The organism is Candidatus Arsenophonus triatominarum (genome assembly GCF_001640365.1).
Taxonomy (GTDB): Bacteria; Pseudomonadota; Gammaproteobacteria; order Enterobacterales; family Enterobacteriaceae; genus Arsenophonus; species Arsenophonus triatominarum.
The window spans coordinates 1-14,188 of the sequence record NZ_LWMI01000023.1; the positions used below are offsets into that span (position 1 = coordinate 1).

Below are 14,188 nucleotides of genomic sequence, written 5' to 3' on the forward strand. Positions count from 1 at the left end.
TTAAATTGCGTGAGGTTCGAACGAATAACTCGATGATTTGATTTTGCGCTTCAATTACGCGCACAGTTCAGGAAGGTAGACTTTTTCATTAGCCTTACTCCTACTTAACCTAGGTTTAGGGTTAGCGGCTACGGGAACTTAGACCTTCCTGTAGTCAGTGTTAATTTAAATTGAATCTTTTAAGTTTGATGCTAAAATTCTTTTTCCTTCTGGAGTATAAGTAACTTTTAATTCAAGATATTTTTCTCTTAATTTACGTACATCTCCCCATGCCCCTTTTGCAAACAAAGTGGGATTAAGTACATAAATACCTGTATCTATTCGCTGCATAATATCTTTTTGTATAAGACAAGTTATTGAGTTTGAAATAGATTGCTCTTTTACATTAATTAATGATGCAATCATTCTTTTAACAGCAGCGTTCAAAATAATTTGACCGTCATAATTCATTTTTCTAACAAATTGATAAAGTATTTTAGATGTGCTCTTTGGAAGATCATTTATACGAACTAAATCGTCTAGATATAGTTTTACATACGGAGGTTCTTCTGGAAGACGAACCGTATTGATAGATTCAAGACGTTTTATCTCTCCAGTTTCTGTATCAACTATACTTTTTTCGCTTCTAAATACAGTTTTAGACAACCCTTTACTCTCCAAAAACTCATTTTATTACTCAAATTTAAGTAATAAAATAATAAATGTCAAGTATAATATTACTTTTTTTTGAGTAAAGATAATATGATAATTCAAGTAAAATAAGTAATAGTTCTACTTAATATAAGTAATACATTTACTTTATATGATTAACACTTTTACTTGATATAAAGAATACTTATACTCAAATAGAGTAAAATAAAATTAATTAACTATATGATATTTAATATTAAATACCAAAATTGCTCTTATCTTATATTATAATTGTGTTTTTTTCCGTACGATGCAGACAACTCAATAGCTACAAACTAACTTCCGCTTCCTCGTCGCCGCTGTTCGGTGCTCGCAAGCTAAACTTAGAAAGAAAATTAATAAATAATCCAAAAAATCCTTAAAATTAAAACACCCACCGCTCGCCACAGCCAAGTGACCGAGCAACGCGAGCGAACGGGCGAGGAAGCGGAAGATAACCGGAAATTAAAGCGAACACAGTCACGCGAAAATCACAAAATACTAATTTCTTCCAATCTGGGCGATTTGTGAAAACAGCAATTTGCGCCGTCAGTCTCAAAGATATGTTGAGAAGCCAATTTCTTGGCAGCTATTTTCATCTCAGAGGAAAGATAGATGAAATTTGTTGTCTTACCCTTCTCGTGGTCAACGTTAGTGATGATGGTTGCTTTGAAGTATTTCATGCCGCATCCCCAACTCGCTGGAGAATTCGGGCACGCTGACGACGGGTTAAATTGCGTGAGGTTCGAACGAATAACTCGATGATTTGATTTTGCGCTTCAATTACGCGCACACGGAAGGTACTATTTCGCATAGCTCAACTCCTAGTCATCTTAGGTTTTGGGTTAGCTGGTTGATTGAGTTCGTACCTCTTTCAATCAGCGTCTTTCTACAAATTAAATTAACATAAACGATAATATTAAGATTGACTTTAGTCAATCATTTTTTTATGTTATACCATAAATAAATAATCGTTGGAGCATATAATGAATTGGTCAAAGGCTATTTTACAATTAAAAGCAAAGTCAGGGGTTCAGACCAATAAAGATTTATATGAAAAATCAGGAGTAACACCAAGTGCTTTTGCTGCAATAAAGAAAGGAACAGCTACATTTAAAAATGTAGAAAAACTATGTAGTGCTTGGGGTATAAAACCAAGCGAATTTATTTCATGGGGAGAATAATAATCAAATCATGTTGATTTTATTATATTTAATTTCCCAAATTACCGCTTTTTTGTAGGAAGTTGATAGTTAATTTCGGTTATAAAAGTAAATATAGTAAGTAAAAAAGAATAAAATTTTAAAACCTTTACTAATGAAAAAAATTAGCAATAATAAATTAAGTTATTGATTAATAAAATAATTACTTTATGTAAAGTTATTAACTTAGAAATAAAAACAAAAAATACTAAGCTCTTATTTTGATATAACCAAATAAAAGTTATCCACCGCAAAAATGTAGGAGAATCACCGCTTTTTTGTAGGAGAATTACCGCTTTTTTGTAGGAGAATATAAAGTTAACTAATTGTTTTTATTTAAAAATAATCAGTTGTAAAGTAGTAAAGATCTTAAATTAAAAAAACAGAGTGTATCACTCTGATTGATTATAGGAAGTTTACTTTGTCTAACTATGAACCTTGGCAAGACGAAAACAAAAAACTGATTGTACAAAGCAACGATCTGATTACTGCTAGATATGATCTGGATATTGACGGCTTTCGAGCTTTAACATTATTTTTATCAAAAGTTAATCAGAGACTAGAAAACCCTGGCTGGGTTTCTTTTACAGCTCATGAATTTCAAGTGACATTTGATATTAACAAAAAGAATATTTGGCGGTGCATGAAAAAGGCCGTAACATCTCTTTCCAAGAGTCAAATTACTTTTCATGTAATAAACGGAAAAAAAGAATCTTTCACAGTCCTTAATTGGCTATCTGGCTACAAATATCAAAAAATTGAAGGTAAAGGAACAGGTTTAAAATTACGCCTAAACCCAGACCTTGATCCATTCTTATTTAACATTAAACATAATTTTTCTTGGTGTTTTCTAAACGCTATTACGAGCGTAAAAAATGTTATTTCTTTCAGAATATATATGTATCTTTTGAGTCATAAAAGTCACCCTCGTTGTAAAAAAGATAATTTTTTTGAAGTTGATATTTCACTAGACGATTTTCATGAATTATTCCCCGATGCAAGCTCACGTTTTGACAATCTAAAAAAAAGAACTATTGAACCAGCTATACAAGATATTAATGAACATACAAACATATCAGTACATTGGGAACCAATAAAACAAGGTAGATCTGTTGTAGGTATGCGTTTTGGATGTGTTGAAGAAAAAGCAACAGTCACTAAGCCAAAACGCCCAAGACTAGCTAAACGTCCACATGTCAAAACAGGTTCTCATGATGAGGGAGAGTGGATGAAGAAAAATGCTGCAATTCTTTATCAGTACGAGAAGGATTTGAAGAAATACGACCCGTCGTCGTTAAGTTTAACAATGCCAGATTTACGTAGAGCCGTAGAATGCTCAAAATACTGTAAGCAGAATTGGCACGAAGAGAAAAAGCTAGAATTGGCGATGAGAGAAGGCAAAAATACAAAAATATCCGTTTCCAAATCTGAGCAAAACAAAGATATTACTTTCTCTGAAAACGACCTAGAATTAATACAAAATTTTTAATTTGAAAAGGCACACCATGAACAAAACAGAACTCATCAGTAAAGTTGCAGCGAAATCAGGTTTGAGCAAGAAAGACGCAGAGAAGTCGATTAACGCTTTCATAGAATCTGTGACAGAATCTTTGAAATCCGGCAATGACGTACAACTCATTGGCTTTGGTAGTTTTCAGGTTAAGCAACGAGCAGCTAGGGAAGGACGAAACCCAAAAACAGGCGAACCACTTAAAATTGCTGCTGCAAATGTACCGAGTTTTAAAGCAGGTCAAAATCTCAAAGATGCGGTGAAGTAATTCATGACCTATGACGCAAGTTCAATTCATATTCTGCGTGAAGATGAAATCAAACAGTTTGATTGGCATTGGGCAGAGGAATTAGCCCATGAGCACACTTTGCCGCTGGATTGGGTCAAGCGAGGTTTTGAAGCCTCAAGACGATTAGGCATTGAACCCGATTTTTTCGTCAGAAAATATATCCTCAATCAAGACCTACCCAAAAATGACGAATTCGAGCAAGTCTTCATTGAAGTGCTAAAGGAAGACAGAAAGAAGAGTCAGAATACCCTCTAAAACGTCCTGTAATCAATTATGAGAGATTTTCTCGATAAAAACGTAAATTCGTACGTCTAAAAATTTATCGTTGCCCACAATGCGTTATAGCAACTTTTGAGTTTTCAGGTTTCAGAAATAGAAAAAGCCAACTGCGAAAGTTGGCTAATTCAACATAAAGTAATCAATCTGCCATGAAGGATTTACTTTTTTTCAATGCTATATCGTAATTATTGGTTGAAGTTGTTGAATAATCATTTGTTTTATTGTTGTTTGGTAAATTGGCCTGATTAGCAAGGAAAACATAAACTAGCTCTTTTATTTGCTGTGACTCTATATCATCTCCTAAAAGCCGAGATAATATATCAACGAGCCTAGGTGATGCCTTATCAAGAGCAAAGCCGGCCAGCAAAGCTCGTTTGCATTCTTTGTTGATTTTATCAGATTTGTTCAAGTGTTTTATTAGCCATGCTTCTGATTGATCAGTTTCAGAAAGTGATAAAGTAAATCTACGGACATTTTTATTTTTCACCTTAATTTCTCCCCATTAAATAAAGTCCGTTAACAAGATCTAGCTGTGGGGTTTCTGACATATAAAAACGCTCTGGTATAATTTTTGTATGGTCTTTTAAAGCATCAGAAATTATAGGAGCGCCACCACCTATCACAAGAACATATGAATAACCACTAAAAAGACTCACTGACTCGATAACTCGATCAGATAATCGTTTTATATTTTGATTAATAGCTGATACAACGGTATTTATTTTACTTGGATCGTTTGTATTTTTTTTGAGCCATTCTTTATTGTGGCGATTAATGATGAACTGATCAGCAATGTAATTTGAAGCACAAGTGTTTGCTGTTTCTAATATACGTTTAATTTCACGTGTAATTATTGAAACACCAATATCAGAATCACCAGCTAAATTAACAACCCCTGACATATTTCCGCTAATTTGAGCAATGTCTAACGTAGTCCCACCTATATCGACAATTAACATTGATTGTGTTTCTGGAATATCAATCAATTTATCAAATCCGGCAGGTATTGATTCAGGTTTAACAGATATTTCTTTAAAAGAAAACATTGGAAAATTTTTATTGTTTGATACGATTTTTCTTAAGTTTTTTTTCTTCCTCTCTATATTATCAAAATTTATCTGATTATCTTCGTCATAATATTCTGCCAATGGCAAAGTAACAGTAATATCAACTTCTTGAGGAATAATGCTAGTTTGCAATAGAGCATGATGAATGGCGACAGTATTTATCAGGCTATATTGCCACTCGCTGTTATTGGTTGTTATATTTCGAATATCCAATTTATCAAAAGAATATTTTTCACCTTCAATTAAAAAATTAACGATATCATCGTTACCAATGTCAGCGACCCAGCCACGCTTAAAACTGGTTGGAACAATAGCTACTTTTTTTTCATCATTTTCTAGCCAAATTAATTTTATATTCGTTGAGCCATCATCGATAAAAACTTTCATGTTTTCCTCATCTTTTTTGCATCAAATAATTGTCATTTTAGATGAAAAAATACATTCAGCAATATAATTTATGAATTTTAGCATCATTTTTGCTGCTAAATAGTCATTAAAATTTGAATTTTATATTACTTTATGAGTTTTTGATGCTTTTTTTTCTTGTTATTATCATCAAAATCCAATAAGTCACTCCAGCCATCAGAATAGAATTCAACGAGGGGATGCCGAAGTTGAAGAATACGCCGACAAGTGTGCCAGCAATACAAGCAAAAATAGCAGACCAGCCAATTAAAGGAGTATCTGAATCAGAAGGTAATATCCGTTTTTCTCTAGTTTCGTCTAGAATTTTCCTGCTCGTTTTCAAAATGTAGTAATCAACCAGCATGACACCAGTTATTGGTGGGAAAATAATGCCAAGTATGGAAAGGAAATCTACAAAGTGGTTTAAGATGCCCATCATCGATAGCGCAGTGCCCCGTGATGAAATCAAGACCGGCATGAAGTATTATGGCCGGCACACTTCCTACGCCACTTTCTATGGTTGGCTGGATGGGGGAGCCGAAAGGCTCGCCGTTCACTTTGTCCGGTAGTACTAACCCCATTCAGTCTGCCACCCGATCTCAATTCCAAATCTGGCGCCTAGATTTTTGTTTCTCTTGTTTGGATGAGGGAATGCTGATGTACGAGTACGTTTTAGATATTACAAATAAAAATAACCGGATTTTTATAATGAAAAACCCCGAGAAAATGGGCTTTTGCAAACAGATTTCATAGGCCAGTTGGCCAACACTAGGGAACTACAATAATAACTATATTTGTTTTTTATTTTTCTGATTTCCAGACACGAGTTGGAAATCAAGTAAACACCCAAAGGGAATATGTAGCAACAACGGAGCATATTCCCTTTTTTATAAACAATAAGAATTGTTCTGATATTTCTAGTTCTTTTCGCTCGAAAACAAGGGGAATTTATCATGATTCAAGCTAACAAATACAGAACAACCTTTCGGCGGTTACAAGCAGGTATGTCCGTTTTTCACAACGACGAAATCTTGAAAATCGTGAAATTGAAAAAGCAAGAATTCACCGAAAAAGGGCTGATTTACCACTTTGATGTTGAAGGTGGAAATGGAAGTTTGATAGGCGAAAGCAGAGCAAAAATATACGCAACAAAAAATTGCTAAATTATCGCTGAAAAATTCAATCATCCAACCTTAAAAAATACGATTATTTTTTAATCGTAACTTATTGATTTTGATCAGTTTATTTTTTATTTAAGTTATTGAATTTGATCAACTATTTGACAAATTTAATTTTAGACTTACAATTGTAAAATCTATTTTTAGCTGTCTTTTGCACAGCATTTGCTCTTTATACAATTTGGGGTTTTCCTCTCTGCGAGTCGCAGAGGACAGAATGCCGTTTTTGTGTGTTCTGTTTTGGTGTTTTTTATTCAATAACACGGTTATCCACATTCATTCGATTTGTGGAAATCGTATTTAACTCTTCGTTTTTACGGGGGTTGTTATCATCTGAAATTCAGAAACATCAAAATATAGCGCTCAGGAGGGAAAATGCCCCAAGAAATTATTTTTAAAGAAAGTAAGAGTAATGCAAAAATCAGGCGAGAAATCAGGAAAATTGAATTTCTTGCCAAGAAAGACGCTGAACGTGAATTTAATCAAGAACTCAAAAAAGCGTTTTGGCGACACGAAAATCCACGCCAGCAATTACAGAATTTTCAACGACAGATTGTGGTTTATGCCAATCTGTTTATGAATTACCGCAAAAAACAACAAAAACAAAAAATCATCGAACAAAGAGCGCGCATTGACGCCTATTTTTATAATTAAAAATTATTTTTCTTCAAATCTACTTTAACCCCCCCAGGGAAATCACACGTTTTTTCATATGATGATTTTCTCATTTTTATATGAAATCGTTCTCAAAAATTCAATAACGGGAGTGATTGAGTGAAAAGTGCCGCTACATTACGATTGATAGGTAATCCACATGCGTATTATCCAAATTTAGCCAAACCGCTTGGTGGATTAACCGCAGCAATTCTTTTTTCCCAAATATTTTACTGGCAGGACAAAGCTAATTCTGAATTAGGAGTTTACAAAACTCGAGATGATCTTGAAGAAGAAACCGGATTGACACATGACGAACAACGAACAGCAATAAAAAAATTAGTCGCAATTGGAGTTTTACTCGTTACAGAAAAACGGCTTGAACATAAAACATATTACAAAATTGATGAAGGTAAGCTTAATGAAATTCTGGATAATTTCGCCAACTCAAAAAAGGGAGTTTCGCGAGATGGAGAAAATGGAGCTCCCGAAGTAGACATTGTCGAGTTCGGGGAATCGACATTATCGAGTTCGTTTGATCAAGAGATTACTACAAAGATTACAGAAATATATAAACCATCCCTAACCCTTCCTTCTCAAAATTTTGACTTGAAGCTAATTTTGGCGGATTCGCTGCGTGGTGAATTTCAGGAGTTTGTCGACAAGTCTGCCGATGAGCTACATCGAGCCGTTGAGCAAAAAATTATCGGACTTGGTTTCGAGTGCAACAGGGAGTTTCGAGTACAGGAACGGGGTGATTGTCGTTCTGGCAGAGTTGATTTGCTGGTGAGTGACAAGCACGGCAACCAATGTGGCATTGAAATCGACGCAAGCTCTCCCAGAGAAAAATCTTTCGCTAAACTAGCCTGTCTGAAATCAGGGATAATCTTACTGCGGAAATCTTCCACAGCAGAAGACTATCTGCAAGATGGTGTTTTGGTAGTTGCGGGAGGTATTTCGCTACCCAAAACTAAGATCATCACGAAAAAATCTGAACTGAATTTGTCCCTGTTTGAGCAGAAACCCAGTGAATCAGTTTGGGATGATTATCTTCAACACCGCAAAAACAAAAAAGCGCCACTGACACAAACCGCCCTGAACCGACTGGCGACAGCAGTCAACGAAGCCAATGAACTAGGATATTCCACCGATAACGTGCTGGCTGAATGCATGCTTAGAAACTGGCAAGGCTTTGAGGTTTCGTGGATTGAGCAAAAAAAATATCAGCGAAATAGTCTCATCAACGAGATCACAACACGCCCAAGTAATCCCGAAGGTTTTGTGGTGATTAACGGTTAATCTGTTTTTTGCGAAAAAACTATGAATATTATTCAACGATTGCAAAAAATCATGCCGCCCAATATCAAGCCAATTGCCTGTAGCTGGGAAGAACATTTGGCAAGAATGCAAAAAATATCCGAAGAAGCCAGTTTGCAAGACGCTATTTTTCGCAAGCAACGCCGGATAGAAAACTTGTTTGGGCGCTCGGGTATCGCCCCGTTGCATGCACATTGCCGATTTGAAAATTATCGCGTTTTCAACGCCGGTCAGAAAAATGCGTTGAACCAATCCGTCGCCTTTGCAAAGAATTTTGGAGTGGGATTTGGCGGATTTGTTTTTAGCGGTGGATGCGGAACAGGCAAAAATCATCTTGCAGCAGCGATAGGGCATTATCTCATGAGCAAAGGGCGATCCGTATTGTGTATTACCATTGCGGATTTGATGATGCGTTTTCGAGCAACCTACGAAAAAATACGACATTGACAGAACAACAATTGCTAGATGAACTTTGCAAAGTTGATTTGTTGATCTTGGACGAAATCGGTATTCAGTATCAGCATAGCGAGAATACGAAGATTATTGTAAATCAGATGGTTGATAAGCGGACTTCACACAAAAAACCGCTTGGCATGCTCACGAACTTGAACAGTGAACAAATTCGGCAATTTTTGGGCGATAGAGTCATCGATAGAATGATGATGAGCAATGGGCTTTGGTTAAATTTCAATTGGTCAAGCTACCGCCGTAAAATTCAATAACGAAAAAAAGTTTTAAATCACTGAGTTTCACTACTCAAATCCAATCAATTCAAAGCAATGGAACCCTCAACAACGAGGGTATATGCGCATGTCTGAAAAATACTCAACACCTGCCGCCTATCTGTGGGGCATCATGACCACCCTCGGGGAGTCATGACAACGATTTTTGATTTTTTTACCCTTGAGCAGTGGGTAGCTGTGATGGGTATTGTCTGCACGATAGGGACATTTTTTATCAACGTGTACTACCGCAAAAAGGAGTACAGACTCAAGGAACGTCAGTATGAAGATACCGAAAAAAATATTGATGGCAACGGGCGGTAGTGCGTTGTTTTTAGCCTCAACGATGATAACGCATTTTGAAGGATTAAAATTTAAACCTTACTTCGATGGAGGTGGTGTACTCTCTGTTTGTTATGGTCATACAGGCAAGGATATTGTGCGTAACCGGATGTACACGCAAGAAGACTGCGATAAGTGGCTTAATGACGATTTAAAAGCCGTTAAACGTTATGTTGACCGTTGATTAAGGTCAATATCAACACGCTAACACAGGCAGCCCTTTACTCATTTGCTTATAACGTGGGCGTGGGTAATTTTGCCAAATCGACCTTGCTCAAAAAGCTCAACAACAATGACCGAAAAGGGGCATGTGATGAGATGAAGCGGTGGGTTTATGTGAAAGGCGAAGTCTGGAAAGGGCTAATTACCCGTCGGGAAATTGAGAGCGTAATATGTTATGGCGACCTTACTCATTTATCGGAGTGATTATTGCAGGGTTAATTCTCTCACTTATTTTTATCAACTCCCGTTATCAAACCATCAGGCAAAACTACCAAACATTAAAACAGCAATATCGCGCACAAATTGAAGCCGTGAAATTACAGCAGCAAAAGATTGATTCTTTGCACCAACTCGATATTCAACACACGGAGAAATTAAATAATGCCAAAGCTGAAATTGCTAAGCTCAATGATGCTGTTCGTGCTGGCACTAAGCAGTTGCACGTCAATGCCGTGTGTCCAATACCCAAAACCGCTACCACCCAGAGCCGACATAATGAAGCCACCCCACAACTTAGTAAGGCAGCTCGAGAAGATTATTTCCGTCTCAGAGCGATGATAGCTGAGAACGAAAAGCAGACGGAATATCTACAGCAGTACATCAAAACACAGTGTCACTGAATCGGTCATTGGCACGTTCAAATCTTAACAATCTCAGCGCCACGCACGCGCATCAATAAAACACAGAACCTTATAGAAAGTCGAGCCTGAAGAACGCCGTTTAAAATGGTGCTTTTCTGTGGGCGGCTGTTCTGTGCGCGCAGGTTCGATTTTCTATAAGGAAAAGTACGATGAAATTAGTAACAACTAAAAATGACAATTTTTTAGTAACAGAAATGCCAACAATGACCAGTCTGGAAATGGTGGACTATATTAATGCGGAGCGGAAATCAAAAGCGGAAGCAGAGAGATTAACGTTTCCTTGCAAAAAATATCGCAAGTTACAGCACAATAATTTTATGGCAAAAGTACCCAAAGTTCTTGGAGAAACATCTGCTAAATTTTTAGCTGATGATATTTTCACCACTGGAAACGGTGCCCAGTCTATTCGAAAAATTTACCGATTTCCAAAACGTGAAGCCTGTCTAATGGCAATGAGTTACAGCTATGAGTTACAGGCTAAAATCTATGACTACATGACGGAGTTGGAAGAAAATAAAGGATTAGCTTTTACTATTGAGCAATTACAAAATATTGTTGCTACAGCCAGAAAAGAGTCTGATAAAGACTCTTCGGATGCTGGTCGTCGATTACGTAAGCGTCAAGATGATTTACCCATTCTTAAAAAAGCTGAAAAAACAGTAATGGAGTTATCTCAAATCCCCTTGATTTAATTGGTGGAAGCATGAGGTTAGAAGGATGACTCCTGAGCAATTCATCGAAGCCAATGTTAAGGCCGAGTTAATCAAGCTGGGCTTTTCTACCTCTGTCGCCAGCTTAGCCACCCGTGAAGCCATCCGCTATTATCGCAAACAGCCAGCTAGTAGAAGAGGCAAGATGATAGAAGATTGTCTTAATCAAGCAAAAATTGTGGCCAGGTTAACAACAAAGCGATAATCGCAAATGAGTTCAATTAAACAAGTCAAAACTCGCCATGATAGCGAGGGTTTTCGTGTGCATTACGAAAATCCAGCAGGACGATTTCATAAAAGCTTTAAAACGCGGGAAGCTGCTTGCCATTTTCTTTTTCTGAGCGAATCTGAGCGATTTTTGGCGATGATGGCAAAAGAAAAAGAGCAATGCCGAGATTGGCATCTTCGCAAGTTGATTCAGTTTTATGTGGGGAAAAAGGTCTTTCAGTGTGAAACGGGGCATTTACGGCAAAGTTCGCTCGATACGATTAAACATGCCTTGTTTTCGATTGACGAAACGTTGCAAGCAAAAATGGCGTTGAATATTCGCCGAGTGAATTTAACGGTTTACCGGAAAATACGCTTAAACATCTGCATTCTGCCTATTTGCTGCTGAAAGCAATGCGAAATGTTGGTGTCAGTCCAATTCCAAAATTGAAAAGAAAAGGGGAAAAGCCTATTTTCATTCCGGCGTTTGAGAATGTGGATAGGATGATTGAAGAAGCGCCCGTCAGAGAAAAGATTGCCTTCATCTTGGCATCGGTGATTGGGCTTCGGATAAGCGAAATATTGGCATTGGATTATAGCGATATTCAAGGGGAATATTTGAATATCTCAAAACATGTAACACGAAACGGTGTTATTGAAGGCTTAAAAGCTGACGTTCAGCGATTGTTACCGATGCCAAAAGGGTTATTGTCGCTATTGGATAAAACAAGTTTGGGTTACATGAACCATTAATTGTCAGTCAATCAGTGAAAAGACTGTCGTTAAATTACAGTACGACAGGAATTGTTAAGGAATTACTGGAAAAATTCAGGATTGGGAAATTTCATAACTTACGGCATTTTGCAGCGGTACGTCTTATCAAAAAACGGAATGATATTCATGTTATTTCTAAAATGCTGGGTCATAAAAACATTGAGACCACCTCAAATATTTACGGTCGATTTTCAGGGTCAATTTTTGAGTTAAATTTTTAACATTTGCGTTCATTTTTTAATCATTAAGGTAAATGGGGTTAAAACCTTAATTGCTTTACATCAAAGGGATTCAGGTAAAAAATTACAGAATAGCCAAAAACGCATAATTCCGCAGTCATACTTCCGCATTTTGAAAAATTGGAAAACCTAATAATAACAACGCATGAAGAGGGATTTTTTTCGCATACTTCCGCAAAATAAGTCCGCACCCAAAATGGCTAATTTTACGAATGTTGCACAAAGGTTAAAAAGAGGTTGTCATGTCAGGGAAAGCTAAATATAAAAAAGCGTATATTGATGACGTGATCAACCTGTCTTTGGTGAAAGGCAAAGTATCAAATCATTTCATTGCAAAATGGCTGCATGTGGATGAAAAAACGATTAGAAATTGGCGAAAGGATTATTACGAATTTGATCATGCTTTTCATCATGCGGCCGACATTTTGAAAAAAGAGCTAGCAGAAACAGCAAGGCAAAACACCAAAATCCGAAAACGCAAAATTATTAAAACCACGGCAGACGGCGAAACGACAACGATAGAAGAAGTATTGCCTAGTCACAATGATATTGCCGTTTACAAAAAGATGGGGATCAATGAAGTCTTCTTTAACGATGAAAAGCATCAACAAAAAGAATACTTAAGATCGATACTCGAGCGAAAAAAATCAGCCGAAATCACTTCACTAGAGGCCGCGCAATTTTTAGAGATAGAAGGCATTCCTATACCAACTACCTTATTACTGGAAATTAAGCAATTGCAAGGTAGCCCTATACCAGAAGATATACTACCGCAAAATGCAATTACTCGAGAAATGACTTTAGAAGAGGCCGCAGAAGCGTACCAAAAACTGATGGGGTAAAGGGTTAAAATCGCTTACTTATTTATGTTATAAATGATATTAAATTTAAATATTTATTTAATATCAATTGATTATATGAGTTTAACCCCATTTTTTGTATTTTTATGTACACGTTTATGTGCAAAATATTTTTTTGAGTCGCTTTTTTCCGGACAAATTCCTATGCCGTTACCTTTTCCTTTTGACTTTAAAAAACCAGATTATTTTAAGGTATTTGAGTGGCGCGATGAGCGTCTACAACGGTTACGCCAGCAGCCGGAAAGTTTTAAACGATTAACCCGATTTTATAAGGATAATCCCGCGCAGTTTATTATTGACTGGGGCATGACGACAGACCCACGAAATGTCGATTACGGGTTACCGGTGACTATTCCTTTTTTGCTGTTCCCGAAACAGGAAGCATGGATTGACTGGATAATGACACGCTGGAAAGGACGTGAAAACGGTATTACCGAAAAAAGCCGCGAAATGGGCTTAAGCTGGACGTCAATTGCACTCGCATGCGCTTTATGTCTCTTTAATAAAGAGATGGTAATTGGCTTTGGCTCCCGCAAAGAAGAGTATGTTGACAGCACCGGTGACCCGAAAGCGTTGTTCTGGAAAGCCCGTAAGTTTATTGAAACTTTACCGCAAGAGTTTCGGGGAGGCTGGGTAGCGAAAAAACACGCGCCTTATATGCGGGTCAATTTTCCAAACACCGGCGCCATTATCAAGGGTGAAGCGGGGACAATATTGGACGGGGTGACCGGACGACACTCTATTTCGTCGACGAAGCCGCCTTTTTGCCTCGTCCGCTATTGATTGATGCTGCCCTATCGCAAACTACCCGCTGCCGCATTGACTTAAGTTCGGTTAATGGGATGGACAATCCTTTTGCCCAAAAACGCCACAGTGGACGTATTCCGGTGTTTACCTTTCA

At 37.1% G+C, this 14,188-nt stretch carries 25 protein-coding genes and 1 pseudogene; 21 read left to right on the forward strand and 5 right to left on the reverse strand.

The genetic code is table 11. The annotated features are described in order from the left end of the window. Positions 1 to 165: 165 nt before the first annotated feature. Positions 166 to 645: a replication/maintenance protein RepL gene (locus tag AYJ55_RS19260; RefSeq protein WP_063657609.1), complete on the reverse strand. Its 480-nt coding sequence runs from the start codon at positions 643 to 645 to the stop codon at positions 166 to 168. Positions 646 to 1,160: 515 nt separating this feature from the next. After that, entirely contained in the window at positions 1,161 to 1,352 is a 192-nt protein-coding gene (locus tag AYJ55_RS19265; protein ID WP_063657610.1) for a hypothetical protein, read from the reverse strand. A gap of 303 nt (positions 1,353 to 1,655) precedes the next feature. Between AYJ55_RS19265 and AYJ55_RS19270 the strand changes: the two genes are divergently transcribed. From AYJ55_RS19270 to AYJ55_RS19285, 4 genes are all read left to right on the forward strand, one after another. Continuing rightward, positions 1,656 to 1,853, forward strand: coding sequence for a helix-turn-helix domain-containing protein (locus AYJ55_RS19270; RefSeq protein WP_063657611.1), 198 nt, complete (start codon positions 1,656 to 1,658; stop codon positions 1,851 to 1,853). Positions 1,854 to 2,292: 439 nt separating this feature from the next. Next, complete coding sequence (locus AYJ55_RS19275; protein ID WP_063657612.1) at positions 2,293 to 3,360, forward strand: replication initiation protein; 1,068 nt, start codon at positions 2,293 to 2,295, stop codon at positions 3,358 to 3,360. 16 nt (positions 3,361 to 3,376) lie between these two features. Beyond that, positions 3,377 to 3,649: an HU family DNA-binding protein gene (locus AYJ55_RS19280; protein WP_063657613.1), complete on the forward strand. Its 273-nt coding sequence runs from the start codon at positions 3,377 to 3,379 to the stop codon at positions 3,647 to 3,649. 3 nt (positions 3,650 to 3,652) lie between these two features. Beyond that, positions 3,653 to 3,925, forward strand: coding sequence for a hypothetical protein (locus tag AYJ55_RS19285; protein ID WP_063657614.1), 273 nt, complete (start codon positions 3,653 to 3,655; stop codon positions 3,923 to 3,925). A 163-nt stretch (positions 3,926 to 4,088) separates the two neighbouring features. On the opposite strand, the gene AYJ55_RS19290 is transcribed toward AYJ55_RS19285, so the two are convergent. The 3 genes from AYJ55_RS19290 to AYJ55_RS19300 form a co-directional block, all read right to left on the reverse strand. Beyond that, entirely contained in the window at positions 4,089 to 4,436 is a 348-nt protein-coding gene (locus tag AYJ55_RS19290; protein WP_063657615.1) for a hypothetical protein, read from the reverse strand. Position 4,437: 1 nt separating this feature from the next. Beyond that, positions 4,438 to 5,403: a plasmid segregation protein ParM domain-containing protein gene (parM, locus tag AYJ55_RS19295; RefSeq protein ID WP_063657616.1), complete on the reverse strand. Its 966-nt coding sequence runs from the start codon at positions 5,401 to 5,403 to the stop codon at positions 4,438 to 4,440. A 130-nt stretch (positions 5,404 to 5,533) separates the two neighbouring features. After that, positions 5,534 to 5,899 carry a cytosine permease gene (locus tag AYJ55_RS19300; protein WP_162505736.1) on the reverse strand — a complete coding sequence of 122 codons (366 nt, stop codon included), beginning with the start codon at positions 5,897 to 5,899 and terminating at the stop codon, positions 5,534 to 5,536. Positions 5,900 to 5,907: 8 nt separating this feature from the next. Between AYJ55_RS19300 and AYJ55_RS27105 the strand changes: the two genes are divergently transcribed. The 17 genes and pseudogenes from AYJ55_RS27105 to AYJ55_RS19370 all read left to right on the forward strand — a co-directional run. Further along, complete coding sequence (locus AYJ55_RS27105; protein ID WP_074168171.1) at positions 5,908 to 6,174, forward strand: hypothetical protein; 267 nt, start codon at positions 5,908 to 5,910, stop codon at positions 6,172 to 6,174. Between the two features lie 200 nt (positions 6,175 to 6,374). Then, positions 6,375 to 6,584, forward strand: a complete 210-nt coding sequence (locus AYJ55_RS19310; RefSeq protein ID WP_063657619.1) for a hypothetical protein — start codon at positions 6,375 to 6,377, stop codon at positions 6,582 to 6,584. Positions 6,585 to 6,974: 390 nt separating this feature from the next. After that, a complete protein-coding gene (locus tag AYJ55_RS19315) occupies positions 6,975 to 7,253 on the forward strand; it encodes a hypothetical protein (RefSeq protein WP_063657620.1) in 279 nt (92 codons plus the stop codon). A 144-nt stretch (positions 7,254 to 7,397) separates the two neighbouring features. Next, on the forward strand, positions 7,398 to 8,552 hold the full coding sequence (locus AYJ55_RS19320; protein WP_187153333.1) for a hypothetical protein: 1,155 nt from the start codon (positions 7,398 to 7,400) through the stop codon (positions 8,550 to 8,552). A gap of 105 nt (positions 8,553 to 8,657) precedes the next feature. Then, the gene (locus AYJ55_RS34855) at positions 8,658 to 9,017 is read left to right on the forward strand and encodes an ATP-binding protein (RefSeq protein WP_281181194.1); all 360 of its coding nucleotides are present in this window, start codon (positions 8,658 to 8,660) and stop codon (positions 9,015 to 9,017) included. Beyond that, complete coding sequence (locus tag AYJ55_RS34860; protein ID WP_281181195.1) at positions 9,014 to 9,292, forward strand: P-loop NTPase family protein; 279 nt, start codon at positions 9,014 to 9,016, stop codon at positions 9,290 to 9,292. Before AYJ55_RS34855 ends, AYJ55_RS34860 begins: the two co-directional genes overlap by 4 nt. Positions 9,293 to 9,415: 123 nt before the next feature. Continuing rightward, on the forward strand, positions 9,416 to 9,616 hold the full coding sequence (locus AYJ55_RS27110) for a phage holin family protein (protein WP_245677465.1): 201 nt from the start codon (positions 9,416 to 9,418) through the stop codon (positions 9,614 to 9,616). Beyond that, positions 9,576 to 9,818, forward strand: coding sequence for a glycoside hydrolase family protein (locus AYJ55_RS34865; RefSeq protein WP_281181196.1), 243 nt, complete (start codon positions 9,576 to 9,578; stop codon positions 9,816 to 9,818). The genes AYJ55_RS27110 and AYJ55_RS34865 overlap by 41 nt, the downstream gene beginning before the upstream one ends. Then, positions 9,815 to 10,060, forward strand: coding sequence for a glycoside hydrolase family protein (locus AYJ55_RS34870; RefSeq protein ID WP_281181197.1), 246 nt, complete (start codon positions 9,815 to 9,817; stop codon positions 10,058 to 10,060). The genes AYJ55_RS34865 and AYJ55_RS34870 overlap by 4 nt, the downstream gene beginning before the upstream one ends. Beyond that, entirely contained in the window at positions 10,027 to 10,476 is a 450-nt protein-coding gene (locus tag AYJ55_RS19335) for a lysis protein (protein ID WP_063657600.1), read from the forward strand. The genes AYJ55_RS34870 and AYJ55_RS19335 overlap by 34 nt, the downstream gene beginning before the upstream one ends. A 170-nt stretch (positions 10,477 to 10,646) precedes the next feature. Beyond that, complete coding sequence (locus AYJ55_RS19340; protein WP_063657644.1) at positions 10,647 to 11,189, forward strand: hypothetical protein; 543 nt, start codon at positions 10,647 to 10,649, stop codon at positions 11,187 to 11,189. A 25-nt stretch (positions 11,190 to 11,214) separates the two neighbouring features. Continuing rightward, on the forward strand, positions 11,215 to 11,412 hold the full coding sequence (locus AYJ55_RS19345; protein ID WP_063657645.1) for a hypothetical protein: 198 nt from the start codon (positions 11,215 to 11,217) through the stop codon (positions 11,410 to 11,412). Between the two features lie 6 nt (positions 11,413 to 11,418). After that, a complete protein-coding gene (locus AYJ55_RS19350) occupies positions 11,419 to 11,823 on the forward strand; it encodes a hypothetical protein (protein ID WP_063657646.1) in 405 nt (134 codons plus the stop codon). 5 nt (positions 11,824 to 11,828) lie between these two features. Beyond that, the gene (locus tag AYJ55_RS19355) at positions 11,829 to 12,167 is read left to right on the forward strand and encodes a site-specific integrase (RefSeq protein ID WP_187153334.1); all 339 of its coding nucleotides are present in this window, start codon (positions 11,829 to 11,831) and stop codon (positions 12,165 to 12,167) included. Between the two features lie 14 nt (positions 12,168 to 12,181). Beyond that, a complete protein-coding gene (locus AYJ55_RS19360; RefSeq protein WP_063657648.1) occupies positions 12,182 to 12,409 on the forward strand; it encodes a tyrosine-type recombinase/integrase in 228 nt (75 codons plus the stop codon). A gap of 260 nt (positions 12,410 to 12,669) precedes the next feature. Further along, the gene (locus tag AYJ55_RS19365; protein WP_063657649.1) at positions 12,670 to 13,269 is read left to right on the forward strand and encodes a hypothetical protein; all 600 of its coding nucleotides are present in this window, start codon (positions 12,670 to 12,672) and stop codon (positions 13,267 to 13,269) included. Between the two features lie 162 nt (positions 13,270 to 13,431). Beyond that, a pseudogene (locus AYJ55_RS19370) lies at positions 13,432 to 14,188 on the forward strand (TerL protein); the annotation flags it as partial.